Origin of the sequence: Vibrio sp. NFR, assembly GCF_027587095.1 — a bacterium.
GTDB lineage: Bacteria > Pseudomonadota > Gammaproteobacteria > Enterobacterales > Vibrionaceae > Vibrio > Vibrio harveyi.
On sequence record NZ_JAPPTN010000006.1, the window covers coordinates 267,493 to 287,700 of the forward strand.

Sequence of the window (20,208 nt, forward strand, 5' to 3'; positions counted from 1 at the left end):
GCGAAACGCCTTTGAAGATCCACATGTCCTTGTTGAATACTTGGAGAGATTCAGCGTTATGGCGCAAATGTCAGTTCCAACTCCACTGCAAACCATGACTTTTCCGCTGCATGGTGCAAGGCTAATTGAAGCATCTGCGGGTACGGGTAAAACCTTTACCATCGCGGGTTTGTATCTGCGACTCCTACTAGGGCATGGCACGACTGATACCAAACATCGCGTGCCGTTGACTGTGGATCAAATTCTGGTAGTGACTTTTACCGAAGCCGCAACTGCAGAGTTACGTGATCGTATTCGTGCGCGTATTCACGACGCGAGGATCGCATTCGCTCGCGGACAAAGCTCAGATCCTGTGATTCAACCTTTGCTGGAAGAAGTCGAGGATCATAAGCAAGCCGCTGAGATCCTATTGCAAGCAGAGCGCCAAATGGATGAAGCCGCGGTTTACACCATTCACGGTTTCTGCCAACGCATGCTGACGCAAAACGCATTTGAATCTGGTAGTCGTTTCAATAATGAGTTTGTGACCGACGAAAGCCATCTTAAAGCGCAAGTGGTTGCCGATTACTGGCGTCGTAACTTCTATCCTCTGCCATTCGCTTTGGCAGGAGAAGTGCGTCAACTATGGGGCTCGCCATCGGATCTACTGTATGACATCAGTAACTACCTCACGGGTGCGCCGCTAAGTCTCTCTGTTCCTGCAATGCAAGGTAGCCTTGCCGATTTGCATGAGCAAAACTTAAAGCAAATTGATGCTTTGAAAGCCCAATGGTGTGATAGCCAAGAGGATTTCCTCGCACTGATTTCTGATTCCGACGTCAACAAACGCAGCTACACTAAAAAGTCTTTACCGACATGGTTAGAAGCGGTAAACGCATGGGCTTCGACAGAAACCACGGGCTATGACTATCCAGATAAGCTGGAGAAGTTCGCCCAGAATGTGTTGTTTGAGAAAACCCCGAAAGGCACTGCGCCACAGCACCCGGTGTTTGAGGCGATAGAAGCCTTCCTTGCCAACCCAATCAGCTTAAAAGCGCCATTGTTAGCTCATGCGATTGAGCATTGTCGCGTGATGCTGGCAAAAGCAAAAAATCAGAAGCAATGGTTGTCATTCGATGACTTGCTGACTCAGCTTTCTGCCTCGATTGATACCGATGAAACCGCACTACTGACAGAGCGCATTCGCACGCTTTATCCGGTTGCGATGATCGATGAATTCCAAGATACCGACCCACTGCAATACAGTATTTTTAGCCGCATTTATTTGGATAATCCTGAGTGCGGTTTGTTTATGATCGGTGACCCGAAGCAGGCGATTTACGGCTTTCGTGGGGCGGATATCTTCACTTACATTAAGGCTCGTAACCAAGTTAGTGCTCACTACACGCTTGGTACTAACTGGCGCTCAAGTGCCGATATGGTATTGGCTGTGAACCAGATTTTTGCTCTGCCAGATAGCCCGTTTATTTACGACTCCGACATTCCATTCCACTCCGTGGATTACAGCCCAAGTGCCGACAAACGCGTTTGGACTATGGGTGGTCAAAAACAGCCTGCACTGACTTATTGGCTGCAAGAAGCGGAAGATAAACCTCTGCCAAAAGGTGAATACCTCACCGCTATGGCAGAGGCGACAGCAAGCCAAATTCAAACCATTTTGACCTCAGCGCAACAAGGTCAAGCCTGTCTGGTTAATGGCGAAAAGCAAAAACCAGTCAAAGCGGGTGACATTGCGGTGCTGGTACGAACGGGTAGCGAAGGTCGCATGGTCAAACAGGCGTTAGCAGACCAAGGCATTGCCAGCGTGTATCTTTCTAACCGCGATAGCGTGTTTACCAGTTCCGTCGCACAAGATTTACAGCGTTTGCTGCAAGCGGTGTTAACGCCAGAAAATGACAGAGCATTGCGTGCCAGCCTAGCATCAGAATTATTTGCTCTAGATGCAGCCAGCTTAGACGCCCTCAACAACGATGAAACCGTGTGGGAAAACGCGGTTAACGAGTTCAAAGAATACCGTAAGCTTTGGGTGCAACGTGGTGTGCTTCCTATGCTGCGAGCAGTGATCAGTAAGCGTCATATTGCTGAGCGTTTGCTAGAAGAAGGGGCGAGCTCGCAAAGTGAGAACGGTGAGCGAGTACTTACCGATCTGATGCACATTGGTGAACTATTGCAGCAAGCGAGCAACGAATTAGACAGCGACCATGGTTTGCTGCGTTGGTTAGCGCAATCCATCAGCGATGCAGAACATGGGCTAGGTGGCAGTGATGACCAAATTCAGCGTCTGGAATCAGAGCGTAACTTGGTGCAAATCGTCACCATTCACAAATCTAAAGGTCTGGAATATGACTTGGTCTTCTTGCCATTTGTGTTTGGTTACCGAGAAGCAAGTGAAGCCAAATACTACGACGCAGAGAACGATCGCACCGTACTCGATATCACTGGCAATGATGCGTCGTTAAAACAAGCAGATAAAGAGCGCCTTGCTGAAGACTTGCGTCTTATATACGTAGCGCTAACGCGAGCCGTGTATGCCTGCTTTATTGGCGCTTCGCCGCTGCGCAATGGTCGCTCAACCAAAGAGCCAACCGGCGTGCATCACAGTGCGATTGGTTACTTGGTGCAAAATGGTCAAGAGGGTGGCATCAACGACCTGTTTGTTGGGTTGAAGAAGCAGCAAGAGAATCTCGATAACGTCGTGATTTGTGAGCCTCCAAAGCAGCACGATGAGATGTATGTTGCGGAGCAAACTGAGTTAGAAGCGTTGACTGCCAAAGAGCTGCAAAAACCGATTGATAGAAACTGGCGCATTACCAGTTACTCGGGCTTGGTTAAGCAAGGTTCTCATCATGCTGAACATGACGCGACGATTGAAATCACCGGCTTTGATATCGATTCTTCAGAAGAGCAAGATGAGGCGGAATTGGTTGAGCCAGAACGCTCTATCTTCAACTTCCCGCGTGGCGCACGTCCGGGTACTTTCCTGCACAGCTTATTTGAGGAAATAGAGTTTACTCAACCTGCGACATCGGAAGAGAACACCCAAATCATCCTCGGTTTAATGGAAAGTGAGCAGCTTGATGAAGAGTGGCTGCCAATCCTGCAACAGTTGATTGATACCGTGCTGGCAACGCCGTTGGATAGCAAAGCCCTGCTGCTCAATCAAAAAGGCCCGGCGCAGCGTTTGGTTGAGATGGAATTCTTATTGCCGATTGAAGTGTTGTCTGCACCTGCATTGAACCGCGTGATTCAACGTCATGATCCGCTGTCTGCCAAAGCGGGCGATTTGGGTTTCCAAACCGTGCAAGGCATGTTGAAAGGCTTTATTGACTTGGTGTTTGAGCACCAAGACAAATACTACGTCCTCGACTGGAAATCGAACCACTTAGGTGATGATGTATTCCATTACCATGGCGATGCGTTGAAGTCGGCGATGGCGGATCATCGCTACGATCTGCAATACCAAATCTACGCTTTGGCGCTGCATCGTTTCTTGCGTAGCAGATTGCCAAATTATGATTATGAACAGCACTTTGGCGGCGTTTATTACCTGTTCTTGCGTGGTATGGATGGGCAAAGTGATCATGGTGTTTTTTCTGCCAAGCCAACCTTTGAATTTTTACAAGAGATGGATCATTTGATTGATGGTCAAGCACCTGACACGCGATCCAGTGAATCTGGTCAGATGGAGTTAATTTGATGAAAACCAATGATCTTCTTTCTGAGCAAAGCAGCCCTGTGGCAACACGAGATCTAGCGGCAACACCAGATCTATTGGCAACGTTAGAATCGCTAGCAAACAAAGGGGCGATTCGCCAATTGGATTTCCAGTTCGCACGCTTTATCTATTCGCAAGTTGAGCAACAAGAAAACAGCCAAGAACTGGCTTTTATTGCTGGTGTGGTCAGCAGTGAGTTGGGGAAAGGACATATCTGTTTGCCTCTGTTTGATAGCCAAGGGCAACCAGCGGACCTTGCCAGTAAGCTTGGTCTGTTTGGAGAGTCTGCGTTAGCGCTTAATACTCAGCTGCAAGGCGTTAACTGGGTTGAGCTTCTGCAAGCGTCGCCTTTGGTTGGTGCTCAAGGTGAAGCCTTGCCAATGATGTTTGATGGTGAGCGTCTCTACTTACATCGTTACTGGCACTATGAAGTGACGTTGGCGGACAAGCTCAATCAACTCAGTGCGGCTGTAAATCTACAGCCTCAAGAGTTCACACGTTTGTCTGAGTTGCTGCATCATTTATTCGCTCGTCAGTACCACTTTCTGTTCAATGCATTAGCCAAAGCGACAGAGGCAGGAACCAGTAACCAGGTGCTACGCCAGCAATTAGTCTGTGACCATTTGGATGTGGTCACTGTAGACAGTCTCGATTGGGCAGCCATTGATGCGGCAGTCTGCCAAGCGAAACAAGTTCATGAATTGCAAGTACTGAACAAGCTTGTACCATTATCGGCTTGTGTTAACTGGCAGAAGGTCGCTGCTGCGGTGGCACTGACGCGTCGTTTTGCGGTGATTTCCGGTGGTCCGGGGACGGGTAAAACCACCACGGTAACCAAATTGCTTGCCGCGCTGATTGAGCAAGCAGGACAAGAGAAAAACCTCACCATCAAGCTGGTGGCGCCAACAGGTAAAGCCGCAGCACGTTTGACGGAGTCTATCGGTAAAGCGATTCAAGAGTTGCCAGTGGAGCCTGAGCTTAAAGCGAAAATTCCAACCGAATCGAGCACTTTGCATCGACTACTGGGCGCGATCCCGAACAGTGCAGAGTTTCGTCACAACAAACAAAATCCGCTACATCTCGATATTTTAGTAGTGGATGAAGCCTCCATGGTCGATTTGCCGATGATGTACAAAGTTGTCGATGCGCTGCCAAAGCATGCACGTTTGATTCTACTGGGAGATAAAGACCAGTTGGCATCGGTAGAAGCGGGTGCGGTGCTCGGTGATATCTGTTCGTTCCACGCATTTGGCTTTGGCAAAGAGCAGGCGTCTGCAGTCGCGAAGTTAACAGGCTTTGACACCTTGGCGTACAGCACCAACAGTAATGCTTCGATTGCCGATAGTTTGTGTATGCTGCAAAAGAGTTACCGATTCGATGCCCGTTCTGGTATCGGTCAGCTAGCGAAAGCGGTCAATGCAGGCTCAGCCGCAAAAGTAGACGACGTGTGGAATCGTGATTTTGCTGATATCGAGCATTTCGCACTGAGCAGTCAAAACTACAATCAGATGATGCAGACTTTGGTTGCCGAATATGGTCGTTATTTAAAACGCATCGGACAGCAAGAGATTGACCAGAAGACTGGGGAGCCAGAAACACTGACCCACAAAGCCAAAGCCGTGTTGGATACCTTTAATCAATGCCGATTATTGTGTGCCATCCGTGAAGGTGATTTTGGTGTGACGGGTTTAAACCAACGCATTGAAAAAGCACTCGCGGCACGTAAGTTGATTCAAACCCAAGAAGAACTTTGGTACCACGGTAGACCAGTGATGGTCACGCGTAACGATCATGGCTTGGGATTATACAACGGTGACATCGGCATTTGTATGCGAGACGACAGCGAAGGTGAACCGCGTCTTAAAGTGTTCTTCGAACTGCCGGATGGCAGCGTGAAGTCGGTGCTGCCAAGCCGAGTCCCTGAGCATGAAACCGCATATGCGATGACCATTCATAAATCACAGGGCAGTGAGTTTGAATACACGCTGATGATTTTGCCGCCAGATTTCAGTCCAATCCTCACTCGCGAGCTGATCTACACTGGCATTACTCGCGCGAAGAAACGCCTTGCGATGTACACCGAGATGAGTGTCCTCAAGCGCGGTATTAAAGTAAAAACCACTCGAGCAAGTGGGTTGGTTGAGCGACTTAGAAATTGAGTTTACTCATTCAAAAATGAGAATTTTTCACGAACTGAATATGTTTTTTATGTGGCGGGTCGTAATCCCGCCATTTTTATGTCTGCAATTCTTTTTCAAAATTGAAGTGTTGGAATTCTTGGCGATATCATCCTATGCATTTTGGTGCACTTAAGGCTTTCCATGAACACAACTCACTTCAATAGCGTTAATCGATATACTTCGATCTATAGCGTAAGACCAGGCGATACCTTATCAAAAATAATACTCAAGTTTTATCAAGTCAGATATGGAAGTAATGAATATAAAGCTGCACTTCAGCAAATTACCTCAGATAACCCTCAAGTCAATGACCCCGATAAGATAAAGATTGGACAATCGCTCATTCTTAGAAAGTTAAACACTCCGACTGGTGTTGAAAGTCGACCAATTAGTGCAAATGCCCAAACTATCTCTGAAGCAGACCAAAAACAGTTTGATTCTACAGTTAAAGCATTATCTATACCTGAGCGAGAAGCTTTTTGGGCGCTGTCTTGGTTAGATGATAACTGGGGACCTGCAAGTGCTGGAATAGGTGCTAGTTTTGCTTCAATGGGATTTTTGTTAGGGAGTGAATCCAAAGGGAACATATCAGAACTCAAAAAGCTCGATGGACTTTATCAAGACTATAAAGCCGGTAGATTAACAAAAGGTCAGTATGACTATCGCAGAAGAAAGCTGTTGGAGACGGTCGCAAAAAATCTAGGTCCCACAGAAAAGCTCTTCTTTAACGGTCAGAAAGCGCGTGAATCAATGAGGATTTCAAGGAAGGGGGGAGTTCCAGCAACATCTGCTATAAAGAAAAATACAGACAAACTTGCTAAGTTGTCAAAAGCGGTAGCAAAAGGAGGAACGGTTCTAACCGCTGTGAATCTTGGGTTGGCTTGTGACCAAATTGCACGTGCTAAAACTGATGTAGAGAGGAGTTCGATTATCGTAGAAACCGCGGCGAGTACAGCCGTTGGCACTCTCGCAGGCGCAGCGATAGCTCTAGTTGTTCTTGCAACGCCTGTTGGCAGGGTCAGTGCACTAGTGCTGGGTACAGTGTCTTCTTTTGGGAGTTACACTATAGGTAAAATGGCCGCAAGAACTTATAAGGAACATTATTCGGATATTAATATTGCTGCAAATACAGGAATTGGTGACGTATGCAGTTATTAGATATTGCGTTTGTTACCTTTTTTGTCTCGGGGGGGGCGTTATTAGCCTGGTTTGTGGTGTTAGGTGCTTTTCTCGTCTTTTTTACACCCAAAAATATAAAGCAATACGCTTTCAATGAGCGACATTTTTCTGAAGTTGAGCTAGCCATCAGTTCCGGTTTTCATTTTGGCTCTCTTATCTATGGAGTTGGTTTGATCGCTAGCGTATGTTTCCCCCTGTTGGGAAGAAAGCGAGGGCTGGCAGATATTCGAAGTGTGTGCGGACGAGGGTTTATTTATGTGTGTGTGTTTTATACAACGGTAATGTTGCTTCTGATGTTAACAGTCATTATTTCAATGATTACATGGCTATCCATCTCTTAATTATCAAAGGTAGTTGGACTTAACATGTCTTTGGTAGATCTATCGTTTGTCGTATTTTTTATAGCTGGTGGTCTGCTCATTTTTTGGTATCTGATTGTCGGTATAATTCTGACATGTGCCACTCCTGAAGAGATTAAGCAATACGCTTATACACGGAAGCATTATACTGAGGTTGAGCTGGCTTTGGTTTCTGGCTGCCATCGCGTTTCCTCGACTTGGTCGAAAAAGAGGACTGAGCGATGTACGCAGCATAAGTCCTCAATGGCTGATTAAGGTTAGCTTGGTTGATACTGCTAATCATTCTATTCGTTATATTCTCGACGTTATTAATTATGGTCTTTTACTGAGCATACGTACGAAAAGACCGAGCGCGATGCTCGGTCTTTTTTAATTTTGTGTAAACGCATTGGTAAATGACACGCTGCGAATTTTGTACTGCTGCTGATAAGCCAAGATAAAATCTCTGATAGCATCATTGACGGGGAACACGCAATGGACATCAAGCCCTTCCAAAAACTGGTTGTCTGCCATATCCCAAAAGCTTTGAAGCGAATTGCAAATAATGGTTCTCATAACAGTGCTCATCTTATTCATTTTAAGAGTAACAGCTGTCCTTGATGTATCGTGCTGAGTTGTCAAAGCTCTCAGCACTTTAGGGTGAAGAACGTTCACCTAGATCCATACTGTTGATTGATTAAAACTCAATCAAACATTGAACAGAGTATAACCAACAGTATGTATATTGAAAAGGTTAAATTGCGACCAGTGTCAATGTAATGCTTTGCATAATAAGATATGTAGTTTTCGTGCCCTTGCTCGTTGTTTCTACAGATCTAAAGCTAAGATTTTTGACTTGCGCTGGAAGTTATACAAACCTTGCTTTGCTCCTGGTAAGTAATCGACGCCTACTTCATAAAAGCCTTGTTCTCTGAACCAATGTAAGCTGTGCGTAGTGAGTACGAAGATTTGGTTGATGTCGTCAGACTTAGAGCGATGCTTCATATAATTCAGCAATAACAACCCTCGATTGCCATCGCGATAGTCTTGATGGATGGCGACACACGCCATTTCTGCTTTGCGTTCTTCGACATAGGGATACAAGGCGGCGCATCCGATAATCAGACCGTCTTTTTCGATAATAGTAAATTTACCAATTTCTTGCTCCAATTGTTCTCGGGAACGTCTCACCAACACGCCTTGTTCTTCCAAAGGTCGAATCAATTCTAAGATACCACCGATATCATCAATATTGGCTCCGCGCACTTGCTCTGCACTTGCCATGACGACTTGTGTACCGATACCGTCAAAAGAGAACAATTCTTGGATAAGTGCGCCATCCACCTTGTAACTAATAAGGTGGCTTCGAGGTACTCCAGCTCGGCAAGCTGCAATCGAACCGTTAAGAAAACGCAGAGTTCCAGAGTGGTAATCGCTGTCTGGGGATGTATTTTCAGTGAGCTTTTTAATGACATGTTCGGCTTCGATAGGGAATAATTCCGCCACCGCATTGCCATTGTCATCAATGACCCCTTGTTCTGAACAGAACCCAATCAGTTTATCTGCTCCCAACTTGATCGCAAGTTGAGTCGCCACTTCCTCAGAAAGCAGATTAAAACATTCACCAGTTACTGAGCTGGCAATAGGACCGAGCAACACAATCGAACCTTGATCGAGTGTACGGTGAATAGCATCGGTATCGATTCGACGGATGCGACCGCTATGGCAATAGTCGACGCCATCATCAACACCAAGAGGTTGAGCGATGACAAAGTTACCGCTTACAACGTTAAGCTGCGTGCCTGCCATTGGTGTGTTGTTAAGGCTCATAGATAAGCGTGCGGTAATGGCTAGCTGAAGTTGTCCCGCTGCTTGCATAACTACCGAAAGTGCGGCTTCGTCGGTGATCCTGATATTCTTATGATATGGCGTAGTAAGGTCTTGTTTTTCCAGCAGTTGATTGATCTGTGGTCTAGCGCCATAGACGATGACGACTTTGATGCCAAGGCTGTGCATCAATGCAATGTCATTGATAATGTTGCCAAAGTTCTTATCAGCAACCGCTTCGCCGCCTAACATCAGCACCATGGTTTTTCCACGGTGTGCGTTTACATAGGGCGTGGATTGACGGAATCCTTTAACCAGAGCAGTACTACGAATTTTCACTACAGCCATTCCTTGTGTTTATTTATGCTCTAATATTGTCTTTTTATTCAATTGTTGGCAAGGCAATTTTTTGGAATAGAGTCCAAACATCGAGAGTATGATACTTGGTTCTGTTTGGGCGAAGAGGGTACAATGCTCCGGTCTAGTTTAATTACGTGAGCCTCATGTCTTCAGTTGTAAATAAGAATGCTGCGATCACTGCTCAAACCGAGCAAAATTCATCAACCAAATCGACATTACGCAAGTGGACAGAGCGTTCTCTGATGTTAACTGCGCTTGTTGGGACAATTGCCGTTCTTTTGATGTACGGCGACTTAATTACGCGCTATGTAAATCCGCCGATTCCTAAATCTACCGTTTATGGCAAGTGGGTGGAGCAAGATGTTGCACCTTATGCCCGCGAAGAGTTCATCCTGAGTGAACGAGGGGTGATGGTTCGTGGCTCCACGGTCGCTACTGACTTTGAGTTCGATGGTGATAGCTTGTCTTATAAAGTGGGTTCAACTGTTCGCACTTTTGAGTTTGTCGGGCAGCACTATGCCGAGATGAAATTAGATGCGAATGCCCATTATCTGCCCGTTTTTCATTTAGAAGGACACTCTAACTTAGCGGTTCGATAACCCACTCTTTTAAAGCGCGATTCGTTGCATGATGGCAGGGCGTCGCGTTTTGTCACATCTTTATGTTCTTGCGACTTTTCACAAACATTTTCCGGACAATCGTTTGATTCCATTGCTGTTATCATTCTCAACCCAGTTTAAATGGATAAATTGACAGCAAACAGAGCATTTGCCTTAGCGCTGATACACTTTGTCGCAGCTTTTCAATTGCGTCGTGTGCATTTGTTTGCCATCCTTTTGCTATCTTCTTTTATGGAAAAAACACGTGCTTAAAAAACTCCTTCCTATCGTCTCTTTAGCTTTGCTATTTGGTTGTGCCGCCGATCAAAACGATCGCGCTCAACAATATTTAGATGGCGAGTTTCCAAACATCCTAAATAAAACGGATGTGGTGGAATCAAACAAACCGCAAGACTTTACTGAATTCAATAAGCAAGCAGAGCAGGTGGTGATTAACTCTCCTTCAATGGCAAAAATGTACCAACCGTTGTATGAAAAATTGAGCGAGTGGGCATTGCAAAGTGGCGATACGACAGCTTTGAGTGCATATGGCATTCAGGCTGCGCAACTTGGTGGTGGGGATAAAAAGGGCAACGTGTTGTTTACTGGATATTTCTCTCCGGTGATGGAATTACGCCATGAGCCAAATGAAAAGTTTAAATACCCAGTGTATGGCAAGCCGACGTGTAGCTCAGATTGTCCGACTCGTGCCGAAATCTACAACGGTGCACTAGAAGGGCAAGGGCTTGAGTTGGGTTACGCGCCAAATATGATCGACCCATTTATGATGGAAGTGCAGGGCAGCGGTTTTGTTCATTTTGAAGATGATGACACGTTGGAATATTTTGCTTATGCAGGCAAGAACAACAAAGCCTATGTGAGCATTGGTCGAATTTTGATTGAACGTGGAGAAGTACCACGTGAAAAGATGTCATTAAAAGCAATCAAAGAATGGGTAATGGCAAACGATGAAGCAACGGTTCGTGAGTTGCTTGAGCAAAATCCGTCTTATGTCTTCTTCGCGCCACAAGCGGATGCGCCGGTAACGGGTTCTGCAGGTATCCCTCTATTACCAATGGCATCGGTGGCGGGCGATCGCTCGATTCTTCCTATGGGTACGCCAATTTTGGCAGAAGTACCGTTACTTAATAAAGACGGTACATGGAGTGGCGCGCACCAACTCCGCCTTCTTATTGTGCTGGACACTGGCGGAGCGGTAAAACAAAACCATCTCGACTTGTACCATGGTATGGGGTCACGTGCAGGTACCGAAGCGGGTCATTACAAGCACTTTGGTCGAGTATGGAAGTTGGGTTTGGAAAACACACCAACGCAAGCGCCTTGGGCTTTACCACCAGAGAAGTTACAATAAGCGCCTAGTGAGAGGAATCACCTCTCATCATCTAGACATTTCCTCAAAGAGTGCGTATAAATCGCACTCTTTGTTTTTCTATCGATCATCTGGAACTTCAATATGCGTGAACTCGATACTCCGGCATCTGACAGCTACAACCAACGTTTTGGTGGCACTCGTCGTCTCTACGGCAACAGCGAAGTAGAAATTCTTCGTGCTGCACACGTGTGTGTGATTGGTATTGGCGGTGTTGGTTCATGGGCGGTAGAAGCGCTGGCACGTACTGGTATTGGTGAGTTGACGCTTATCGATATGGATGACGTGTGTGTGACTAACATTAACCGTCAAATTCATGCGATGACTGGCACGGTTGGTCAAAGCAAAATTGAAGTAATGGCAGAGCGTGTTAAGCTGATTAACCCTGAGTGTAAGGTCAATCTGATTGACGATTTCATCATGCCAGATAACCAGCACGAGTACTTGAGCAAAGAGTTCGATTACGTGTTGGATGCGATCGATAGCGTAAAAGCAAAAGCGTCGCTATTGGCTTACTGCCGTAGTAACAAGATTAAAGTGATCACAACCGGCGGTGCTGGTGGTCAAATCGATCCAACCCAAATCATGGTGGCAGATCTGACCAAGACAATCCAAGATCCACTGGCTAAGAAGATCAAAGACACATTGCGTCGTCATCATAACTTCCCGAAAAATCCAGCACGTAAGTTTGGTATCGATTGTGTGTTCTCTACCGAGCAATTGAAGTACCCACAAGCCGATGGTTCAGTATGCGGCGTGAAATCGACAGCAGAAGGTCCAAAACGTATGGACTGTGCGAGTGGTTTTGGCGCAGCGACGGTTGTAACAGCAACGTTTGGTTTTGTTGCGGTATCTCGTATCGTTGAAAAGCTGATCCAAAAGCATAAGAAGTAATTCAGAGAAGAGAGCGCATCATGACTGATTTTCCTGTTTCGCCGTTTGGCACTGACATTACCAGTGAAGACATCGCTGCAACCATGCAGCAATTTAAAGGTTGGGAAGACCGTTACCGTCAGGTAATTCAATGGGGTAAAAAGTTGCCTCAAATGCCTGAAGAGCTTAAATCAGAGCAAGTTACGGTATCTGGCTGTGAAAGCCTAGTATGGCTGGTGAGCAAAGAGCAAGACGGTGTATGGCACTTCTGTGCTGATTCTGATGCGCGTATTGTACGTGGTTTGATTGCCTTGGTGATGGCGGCTTACGACGGTAAAACGGCAGAGCAAATTCAAGCGTTTGATATTGATGCTTACTTTGAAAAACTCGGTTTAATTGCTCACCTAAGCCCATCGCGTGGTAATGGTTTGAAAGCGATTGTTGAGCAGATCAAAACACAGGCTCAGTAGTTGGCGTTAGTTAAAATCGCGCAAAGAACAAAACAAAGAAAAGGGTTGAAGCCAAGTGGTTTCAACCCTTTTTCTATGTATCTAGATTGGTATCTTGATTGTTAAAGCATATCGACCGCTTTCTCGACTGCTGCAATCAGCTTTTCAACATCTTCTAACGTATTGTAGATACCAAAAGAAACGCGCACCGTGCCTTTAACGTTGAGCGCATCCATCAGAGGGTGCGCACAGTGATGCCCGGCACGAACAGCGATACCTTGTTGATCAAGCAGCGTGGCAATGTCTTGGTGGTGAACGCCATCCATCACAAAGGTAAGTACTGAAGCGCTCGGTTGGTAACCGAGGATTTGAATGTCGTCCAACTGGCTTAGTGCTTGGTAAGCTTTGTCCTGCAGAGAATGCAGATGTGCCTCTACTGCGGCTTGGTCGAAGCTTTGGTACCAATCGATGGCTTTCGCTAGAGCAATCGCGCCGGCGACGTTTGGTGTGCCTGCCTCAAACTTACCCGGCAAGGCAGAGAAGGTGGTTTTCTCAAACGAGACTCTTTCGACCATTTTGCCGCCGCCATGCCATGGTGGCATTGCTTCTAAAAGTTCAAGTTTGCCATACAGTACGCCAATCCCAGCGGGGGCATACAGTTTGTGACCGGAGAAGACATAAAAATCAACATCAAGCTCTGCCAAGTTCAACGGTTCATGAACGATACCTTGAGCACCATCAACAACAACAACCGCACCTGCTGCATGTGCCGTTGCGATGATTTTCTCGATAGGTTGACGAGAGCCAGTGACATTGGTGATTTGTGCACACGCCACGATTTTACAGCGCTCCGACAATAGTGCTTCAAACGCATTGATATCGAATTGGCAATCGGAGGTCATCGGAACTTTAACGATTTTCGCGCCCGTTTGTTCCGCGACAATTTGCCAAGGCACGATGTTCGCGTGGTGTTCCATTTCACTGATCAGGATTTCATCACCTGCTTGGAGTGTGCTGCGAGCATAAGTTTGTGCGATTAGGTTTAGTGCTTCGGTTGCGCCTCTAGTCCAAATGATTTCTTTTGAACTGCTTGTCCCTATGAACTTCGCAACGGTTTCACGAGCCGCTTCAAATTGACTGGTCGCGTTGGCTGTTAAGCTGTGACTGCCACGGTGCACGTTAGCATTTTGTGCACTGTAGTAGCGGCTAATCACATCGATCACGCACTGTGGCTTTTGTGTTGTTGCTGCGCTATCAAGGTAAACCAAAGGCGATTGGTTGATGTCTTGATTTAGGGCTGGGAACTGTTCGCGTACAGCGTTTACGTCAAACATTATTCGTCACCGAGTTCGTGATAATGCAGTGTTGGGATAGTGACTAACGGCTCAGCAACCATCCATCCATGTTCTTTACCGGAAAGTTTGATAATGATTTCCATCGCGAACTCAAGTGCAGTTCCTGGTCCCTGACTTGTCAGTAGGTTGTGATTCACATCCATGGTGACACGTTTAGCTCGCCATTTGTCTTCAGGAATATGAGATTGGAAGCTTGGATGACATGTCATCAGGGCTTCAGGGTAAAGGTTGTGATGTTGCAAAACCAAAGCTGGCGCTGCACAAATCGCGGCAACCAGTTTTCCTTCGTACATATGCTGTTTCAGAATCTCAATCATGATGGTGCTATCACGGAAGGTTTCTGCGCCGCCAACACCACCAGACAGAACAATTGCATCAAACTCATCGTCAGCAATATCAACCAATTTACAATCCGCTGTCAGTGTTACACCGCGAGAGGCCTTCATTGTAAGGGCACCATCGAAGTCTGCACTTGCTACCGTCACGTCATAGCCAGCACGAACCATCATATCGATAACGGTTACTGCTTCCATTTCCTCTGTGCCCGGAGCGATAGGTACTAAGATCTTTTTGTTCATTGTTCTGTCCAGCTTTGTTCAATCTGTTTGATGCGTTGATAGAGTTTGGCGTTCTCTGGCGTACTAATGTGATGCTTTTCAGCGGCTTTCAGCAAATAGCCGGTAATAAAATCAATTTCGGTGCGACGTTGGTGGTAAACATCTTGTCTCATTGAAGAGTAGTTGGCTGCCGTTGCGTTCACCACTTGCATAATGGTGGTGTGAAGAGAATCAAAATCGACCTTTATCTCTTCTTTATTCATCACCTCCACCAACTCGCGGGTGATGTTCGCCAACTCGGAGGCAAATTCCGGAGCGGCAAGTTCACCATTCTTACATTGATGAATGGCGGTCAGAGGGTTGATAGCGCAATTGATCGCAAGCTTGGTCCACAATGCAGCGTTGATATTTGGGTTCCAATTCACCTCAGGCAAAGCGTGATTCATCACCTCAGCTAAGAAGTCACATTGAGCACCTTTTGCATTAAAACCACCTAGTTGAGTATTTCCCTGACCAGTATGCAGAACCTGTGCTTTGCTTGGTTTATAGGCACCGTGTGTGGTGGTTGCAATCACGATAGGGTTATCAGTGAGCTTTGTTTCCAAAAGTGGTGCTGTTCCCATGCCATTGTGCATCAGCATTACAATGGTATCAGTGTTGATATACGGCAAAAGAGGGGTTATCGCTTCGTCCACTTGCCATGCTTTTACTGTCACAACAATCAGGTCTGCGGCTTGTACAGAAGGAAGGTGTTGATTAGCAAAATTAATTGCAGGAGAGTCATCAAGTTGAAGCAGTTGCTTACTATCTGAGGTTCTTCCCCACAAGGAGACGTTGTGTCCGGCAAGTTGGAATTTGGTCGCCCAGAGTGAGCCAACGGCTCCAGGTCCAAGGATAAGAATATTCACCAAACGCTCTCATTAAAAAGGTTTGCTGCAAGGATAATGAGGGAAAAAAGGAAAGCAAATAAAAATGGCGCCAGAAGGCGCCATTTTTGGGGAACTTATGGGTTCTATTAGAACTTGTAAGTTACAGCTAGGTAGTGACCAAAGCCAGTAGACTTGAATGCGTCAGTGTCTTTGATACCGTAGATGTCTTTGTAACCTTTTAGACCGTAACCCACTGCGAAGCGGTCAGAGTGCCAGTAGATACCGTTGAACATTGCGCCGCCACTGCTAGCAGTTGTGTATTCATCTTTCATACCGAATTGGTAATCGATGTAACCTTGGTAAGAAATGAATGAACCGTTCTCGAAGAAGTAGAATGGTTTGAACCAGTTAGTCGAGATTTGGAAACCGTTCCAGTCTTTTCGGTTTGAATCGTAAGTACCGTATAGGTTAAGACCTACTTTACCGAACCAAGGAACCATTACGTCAGAACCAAGACCTACTTTTTGAGTGTTAACTTGAGAAGCGCCACCCCACTCCATAAGAGTAGATACGTAAAGCTCTTGAACTGGACCGAAAGATAGGTCTTTACCAGTTAGTGCGTCTAGAGACATACGTGGTGCGAACTTCATGAAGATCTTCTCTGCACCAGCTTTGTCGCTGCCTGGATCTGAAGTTAGGTTGAATACGTCAACGTAACCGTATAGGTCGAAGATACCAGAGCGACCGCCAAATTCCATTTCTAGGTAGTCGTGTGAAGACTCACCTGGAAGTTCGTCAAATGCACCCATTAGGTTGAATTGCATCCACTTGTAATCGTTTTTGTGGATGTCGCCGTCTGAGTAGTCAGCAGCCATTACAGGAGCTGAAGTAGCCGCTAGAAGGCTAAGAGCTAAAAGTGATTTACGCATAAGGGGACTCTCTATGTTTGTAATGATTCAGAACACGCAATCTTTGCTGCGCTTTCCAATTGGCGGGAATAATAGCGATAAAAATCCCAAATGAAAGTGATAAAGGATGCAAAAATGAAGGTTTTTAGTGAAGCTCGTCACGAAATAAGTTTATTTCACGGAACTTTTTGTTTGTTGCATCGTTTTGCAATAAATATGTGACGCATGTCGTTTGCGTAAACGTTTTTATGACTTTTTAAGCCAGTCGATTAACCAACATAAATCGTTAGTGATCTCTCCAATACACCGTTCGTATGAGTTTGGGAATCAAAGAGGACGATTTAATGAAAGAAGTCATGTTATTCCCTTTAACCTCGGTTGTACTGCCAGAAGGAAAAATGAATTTGCGCATTTTTGAGCCACGGTATCAACGCATGGTGAAAGAATGCAGCGTTCAAAATGTCGGGTTCGGCGTTTGCCTTGTTGGTAGTGGAGAGGATCCAAAAGCAGTAGGGAATGTGTCGTCTATTGGTACTTTGGTCACCATCGTTGATTTCGAAACACTGAGTGATGGGCTTCTTGGTATCACCGTTGTTGGTGAAAAGCGTTTTACTGTCACGCGCGTACGAGCAGATTCAGATGGTCTTCGTCATGCTGAGGTTGAGTGGATTGAAAATTGGTGCGAACCAACGCCCACTCCCAACTTTCTTTATTTGAGCAAGCAACTCGATCATATATACGAACAGTTTCCTCAGGTGGGCAGGCTCTACCAGCATCGTTTTTATGATGATGCTTCGTGGGTCACCCAACGTTGGCTTGAATTACTGCCGCTCGACAGTGCGTTGTTTGAGAAGCTGGTTGGTGCAAAAGATTGCCTGCCAGCATTGGAATTTCTCAATCAAGCCATAGACGCCCCACCGAAAAGAGAGACTAGGATATGAAAGGACTAACTAAAACCGCAGTAACTTTGGTTGCTGTGCTAGGGATTGCTGCGTGTGGTTCAGACAGCGACTCGATTGAATATTCGAATTTACAAGCGGTACACGCGTCGGCAGATGCCCCTTTAGCGAATGTTTGGATTAACGACCAAGCAGCGTTAACCGGGGTGGATTACGGTGTGGGTTCAGGTTACGTAAAACTGCGCGAGGGTACAAACTCGGTTCAAGTTGACGTACAACTGCCGGGTGGCGAAGTTGCAACCGTGGTTGATAAGACGTCGTTGGATTTAGACTCAGACCTTAAATACACCGCATTTGTTGTTGGTGATGCTGCAATGGGGTCGGCTAATCCAGTGGAGCCATTGATCGTGACAAGAAGCGCAATGTCGATGGCTGATGAAAACAGTTTGGATGTACAAGTTGTGCATGCGGCTGCTGGTGTAGGTGATGTTGACCTGTATGTAACAGCCCCGGGTGCAGACCTTGCTTCTTCTTCGCCTATTACCACTCTTGGGTATAAAGACTCGACAGACGTCCTCAATATTGCTGCAGGTGATTACCAAGTTCGTCTTGTTGCAGGTGGTAACGTTGCTTTTGACTCCGGTACCATACCGCTCCCTGCAAACGCAGATTTGACCATTGCTGCCATTAAAACCGGCGGCACGATCTCGGGCTCACCAGTCAAGCTACTAGTGCTAGATGGTATGGGGTCGTCTATTATTTTAAATACAGGCAGCAAATCTGAGTTGAGAGTAGGGCATCTTGTCGATGGTGCACCAAATGTGGACGTCGCGCTGGATGGCAATGTCGTACTTAACGACGTGATGTTTAAAGATATCTCTAATTACCTTTCGGTTGATGCAGGTACCTACAATGCAACAGTTGATGCGGGGCTAACTGACCCTATTATCGATGCTGATGTAACTTTGGATAGTGGCATGTCTTACAGTGTTTACGCTGTGGGTACTGCGGTACCACTTGCGGTAGAGCCTCTTGTGGTATCGGACAACAGAAGATCGATTGCGACAAGCGCGGTACTGAATGTCACTCACGCAGCAGCAAATCCAGCAGCCGCAAGTGTGGATGTTTATCTAACACCGTCGCAAGATATTTCTCAAAGTGATCCAGCATTAGCTAACTTTGCGTATAAAGATAGTGCTCAAAATGTTTACGTCACTGCTGGCGATTACTTTGTAACCGTAACAGCGCCAGGTGATAAAACTCCGGTCATTGGTCCTGCGCCGTTGCCTACACTAGAAAATGGCATGGTATATCAGGCGATTGCAATTGATGACAATGGTGGTTTTGGTCTGCTTGTTGGTGACATTACCAAGTAACATAGGATGGGAGGGGGCAACTCCTCCCAACAATTAAGGCTGATTATGATGAGTGAAAGCCCACAAAAATTGGGGCGAAGCGAATGGAATGAATACATGAATAAAGTGAAAGCGCGTGATAAAGACGCTTTTGCTTTCGTATTTCGTTTCTATGCACCAAAGCTTAAGCAGTTCGCCTACAAACATGTCGGTAACGAGCAAGTTGCGATGGAGATGGTGCAAGAAACTATGGCAACGGTATGGCAAAAGGCTCATTTATACGATGGTACCAAGAGTGCTTTGTCGACATGGATTTACACCATTATCCGTAACCTTTGTTTTGATTTACTAAGAAAGCAAAAGGGTAAGGACCTACACATCCATTCTGACGACATTTGGCCATCAGATTATTATCCGCCTGATTTGGTGGACCATTATTCGCCAGAGCAAGACATGCTCAAAGATCAGGTGGTGAAGTTTTTAGACATCCTGCCGAAGAATCAAAGAGACGTTTTGCAGGCAGTATACCTCGAAGAGTTGCCACACCAACAAGTCGCTGAGTTGTTCGACATACCTTTGGGGACCGTGAAATCACGATTGAGACTCGCGGTAGAGAAGTTGAGGCATTCAATGCATACGGAGCAATTATGAACAAACATCCAGATAACAACTTGTTAGAAGCTTACGCTTCCGGAAGTATTGATGCAGTTTCTGGTCTGGTGGTTGCCACACATCTAGAAAACTGTTCCAAATGCCGAGAGTATGTAAATCAGTTAGAAGCTGCACAGGCGAATGTTGTCGTTGATGACATTTCACCAGAATACGATGCAGAGTTCGACAGTATGTTTAACGACATTATTACGGCAGAGCCCAAACCAGATAGCATTATTATTAAAGATGTAGCGAAGGTGGCGGTTGCGGGTAAAGATTTCAAGCTTCCAAAAACGCTCAGTCGCTTTTCAGATTTAGTGGGGGAGTGGAAGAGTTACGGTGGAAAAGTGTATAGCGCTCAATTGGATTTAGGGGAAGATGCGCGCGTTAACCTTATGTATATAAGCGAAGATGTTCGTATTCCACAGCACACGCACAAAGGACAAGAATCGACACTTGTACTCCATGGTGGATTCAGTGATGAAGATGGTCACTACGAAGTGGGAGATATGCTGGTAAGAGATGCGTCAGTAAAACATAGCCCTTTTACTAAGCCCGGTGAAGACTGCTTATGTTTGACAGTACTGACCGAGCCAATGATATTCACACAGGGTGTCGCGAGAATCTTCAATCTGTTTGGTAAAGGCATGTATCCATAAGCTAGGAACTCGAACAAAAAGCCACCTTATCTCGGTGGCTTTCTT

The 20,208-nt window shown here is 46.0% G+C and carries 18 protein-coding genes; 12 read left to right on the forward strand and 6 right to left on the reverse strand.

From position 1 onward, the window contains the following. Positions 1-58 precede the first annotated feature (58 nt). The 4 genes from recB (at position 59) to OH463_RS13985 (ending at position 7,415) form a co-directional block, all read left to right on the forward strand. A complete protein-coding gene (gene recB / locus OH463_RS13970; RefSeq protein ID WP_074050781.1) occupies positions 59-3,697 on the forward strand; it encodes an exodeoxyribonuclease V subunit beta in 3,639 nt (1,212 codons plus the stop codon). Continuing rightward, positions 3,697-5,874 (forward strand): exodeoxyribonuclease V subunit alpha, encoded by a 2,178-nt coding sequence (gene recD, locus OH463_RS13975; RefSeq protein ID WP_269991501.1) that lies wholly within the window; start codon positions 3,697-3,699, stop codon positions 5,872-5,874. Before recB ends, recD begins: the two co-directional genes overlap by 1 nt. Before the next feature lie 162 nt (positions 5,875-6,036). Beyond that, positions 6,037-7,053, forward strand: coding sequence for a LysM peptidoglycan-binding domain-containing protein (locus OH463_RS13980; protein ID WP_269991502.1), 1,017 nt, complete (start codon positions 6,037-6,039; stop codon positions 7,051-7,053). Next, positions 7,041-7,415, forward strand: coding sequence for a hypothetical protein (locus OH463_RS13985; RefSeq protein ID WP_005450918.1), 375 nt, complete (start codon positions 7,041-7,043; stop codon positions 7,413-7,415). The genes OH463_RS13980 and OH463_RS13985 overlap by 13 nt, the downstream gene beginning before the upstream one ends. Before the next feature lie 387 nt (positions 7,416-7,802). On the opposite strand, the gene OH463_RS13990 is transcribed toward OH463_RS13985, so the two are convergent. Then, positions 7,803-7,988, reverse strand: coding sequence for a hypothetical protein (locus OH463_RS13990; protein WP_005450921.1), 186 nt, complete (start codon positions 7,986-7,988; stop codon positions 7,803-7,805). Positions 7,989-8,240: 252 nt separating this feature from the next. Further along, the gene (argA, locus tag OH463_RS13995) at positions 8,241-9,578 is read right to left on the reverse strand and encodes an amino-acid N-acetyltransferase (protein ID WP_009698671.1); all 1,338 of its coding nucleotides are present in this window, start codon (positions 9,576-9,578) and stop codon (positions 8,241-8,243) included. Positions 9,579-9,742: 164 nt separating this feature from the next. On the opposite strand from argA, the gene OH463_RS14000 reads away from it, so the two are divergent. From OH463_RS14000 to csdE, 4 genes are all read left to right on the forward strand, one after another. After that, complete coding sequence (locus OH463_RS14000; protein WP_005450924.1) at positions 9,743-10,198, forward strand: DUF2850 domain-containing protein; 456 nt, start codon at positions 9,743-9,745, stop codon at positions 10,196-10,198. Positions 10,199-10,463: 265 nt separating this feature from the next. Beyond that, entirely contained in the window at positions 10,464-11,570 is a 1,107-nt protein-coding gene (gene mltA / locus OH463_RS14005; protein WP_258455435.1) for a murein transglycosylase A, read from the forward strand. A 102-nt stretch (positions 11,571-11,672) separates the two neighbouring features. Further along, positions 11,673-12,482, forward strand: coding sequence for a tRNA cyclic N6-threonylcarbamoyladenosine(37) synthase TcdA (tcdA, locus tag OH463_RS14010; RefSeq protein ID WP_045405570.1), 810 nt, complete (start codon positions 11,673-11,675; stop codon positions 12,480-12,482). Positions 12,483-12,502: 20 nt separating this feature from the next. After that, positions 12,503-12,931, forward strand: coding sequence for a cysteine desulfurase sulfur acceptor subunit CsdE (csdE, locus tag OH463_RS14015; RefSeq protein ID WP_005450927.1), 429 nt, complete (start codon positions 12,503-12,505; stop codon positions 12,929-12,931). A 101-nt stretch (positions 12,932-13,032) separates the two neighbouring features. Here the strand turns inward: csdE and csdA are convergent, their stop codons facing one another. The 4 genes from csdA to OH463_RS14035 all read right to left on the reverse strand — a co-directional run bounded on the left by csdA (position 13,033) and on the right by OH463_RS14035 (position 16,620). Continuing rightward, entirely contained in the window at positions 13,033-14,244 is a 1,212-nt protein-coding gene (csdA, locus tag OH463_RS14020; RefSeq protein ID WP_269991503.1) for a cysteine desulfurase CsdA, read from the reverse strand. Then, positions 14,244-14,843 carry a DJ-1 family glyoxalase III gene (locus OH463_RS14025; protein ID WP_005450930.1) on the reverse strand — a complete coding sequence of 200 codons (600 nt, stop codon included), beginning with the start codon at positions 14,841-14,843 and terminating at the stop codon, positions 14,244-14,246. Before OH463_RS14025 ends, csdA begins: the two co-directional genes overlap by 1 nt. Continuing rightward, on the reverse strand, positions 14,840-15,730 hold the full coding sequence (panE, locus tag OH463_RS14030; RefSeq protein WP_269991504.1) for a 2-dehydropantoate 2-reductase: 891 nt from the start codon (positions 15,728-15,730) through the stop codon (positions 14,840-14,842). The genes OH463_RS14025 and panE overlap by 4 nt, the downstream gene beginning before the upstream one ends. Positions 15,731-15,837: 107 nt before the next feature. After that, entirely contained in the window at positions 15,838-16,620 is a 783-nt protein-coding gene (locus tag OH463_RS14035; RefSeq protein ID WP_005450932.1) for a nucleoside-specific channel-forming Tsx family protein, read from the reverse strand. Positions 16,621-16,943: 323 nt separating this feature from the next. Between OH463_RS14035 and OH463_RS14040 the strand changes: the two genes are divergently transcribed. Genes OH463_RS14040 through OH463_RS14055 form a run of 4 tightly spaced genes read left to right on the forward strand, consistent with a single transcriptional unit; the run spans position 16,944 to position 20,163 of the window. Continuing rightward, positions 16,944-17,540 (forward strand): LON peptidase substrate-binding domain-containing protein, encoded by a 597-nt coding sequence (locus OH463_RS14040; RefSeq protein WP_005450933.1) that lies wholly within the window; start codon positions 16,944-16,946, stop codon positions 17,538-17,540. After that, positions 17,537-18,874, forward strand: coding sequence for a DUF4397 domain-containing protein (locus OH463_RS14045; protein ID WP_005450935.1), 1,338 nt, complete (start codon positions 17,537-17,539; stop codon positions 18,872-18,874). The genes OH463_RS14040 and OH463_RS14045 overlap by 4 nt, the downstream gene beginning before the upstream one ends. A gap of 45 nt (positions 18,875-18,919) precedes the next feature. Next, positions 18,920-19,504 carry an RNA polymerase sigma factor gene (locus OH463_RS14050; RefSeq protein ID WP_005450938.1) on the forward strand — a complete coding sequence of 195 codons (585 nt, stop codon included), beginning with the start codon at positions 18,920-18,922 and terminating at the stop codon, positions 19,502-19,504. Continuing rightward, complete coding sequence (locus tag OH463_RS14055) at positions 19,501-20,163, forward strand: ChrR family anti-sigma-E factor (RefSeq protein ID WP_269991505.1); 663 nt, start codon at positions 19,501-19,503, stop codon at positions 20,161-20,163. The genes OH463_RS14050 and OH463_RS14055 overlap by 4 nt, the downstream gene beginning before the upstream one ends. Positions 20,164-20,208 lie beyond the last annotated feature (45 nt).

What these genes read in the sequence shown, in the direction of transcription:
- recB (WP_074050781.1), top strand. Translation starts at nt 59, where the DNA reads ATGGCGCAAATGTCAGTTCCAACTCCACTGCAAACCATGACTTTTCCG.
- recD (WP_269991501.1), top strand. Translation starts at nt 3,697, where the DNA reads ATGAAAACCAATGATCTTCTTTCTGAGCAAAGCAGCCCTGTGGCAACA.
- OH463_RS13980 (WP_269991502.1), top strand. Translation starts at nt 6,037, where the DNA reads ATGAACACAACTCACTTCAATAGCGTTAATCGATATACTTCGATCTAT.
- OH463_RS13985 (WP_005450918.1), top strand. Translation starts at nt 7,041, where the DNA reads ATGCAGTTATTAGATATTGCGTTTGTTACCTTTTTTGTCTCGGGGGGG.
- OH463_RS13990 (WP_005450921.1), bottom strand. Translation starts at nt 7,988, where the DNA reads ATGAGAACCATTATTTGCAATTCGCTTCAAAGCTTTTGGGATATGGCA.
- OH463_RS14000 (WP_005450924.1), top strand. Translation starts at nt 9,743, where the DNA reads ATGTCTTCAGTTGTAAATAAGAATGCTGCGATCACTGCTCAAACCGAG.
- tcdA (WP_045405570.1), top strand. Translation starts at nt 11,673, where the DNA reads ATGCGTGAACTCGATACTCCGGCATCTGACAGCTACAACCAACGTTTT.
- csdE (WP_005450927.1), top strand. Translation starts at nt 12,503, where the DNA reads ATGACTGATTTTCCTGTTTCGCCGTTTGGCACTGACATTACCAGTGAA.
- csdA (WP_269991503.1), bottom strand. Translation starts at nt 14,244, where the DNA reads ATGTTTGACGTAAACGCTGTACGCGAACAGTTCCCAGCCCTAAATCAA.
- OH463_RS14025 (WP_005450930.1), bottom strand. Translation starts at nt 14,843, where the DNA reads ATGAACAAAAAGATCTTAGTACCTATCGCTCCGGGCACAGAGGAAATG.
- OH463_RS14035 (WP_005450932.1), bottom strand. Translation starts at nt 16,620, where the DNA reads ATGCGTAAATCACTTTTAGCTCTTAGCCTTCTAGCGGCTACTTCAGCT.
- OH463_RS14040 (WP_005450933.1), top strand. Translation starts at nt 16,944, where the DNA reads ATGAAAGAAGTCATGTTATTCCCTTTAACCTCGGTTGTACTGCCAGAA.
- OH463_RS14045 (WP_005450935.1), top strand. Translation starts at nt 17,537, where the DNA reads ATGAAAGGACTAACTAAAACCGCAGTAACTTTGGTTGCTGTGCTAGGG.
- OH463_RS14050 (WP_005450938.1), top strand. Translation starts at nt 18,920, where the DNA reads ATGATGAGTGAAAGCCCACAAAAATTGGGGCGAAGCGAATGGAATGAA.
- OH463_RS14055 (WP_269991505.1), top strand. Translation starts at nt 19,501, where the DNA reads ATGAACAAACATCCAGATAACAACTTGTTAGAAGCTTACGCTTCCGGA.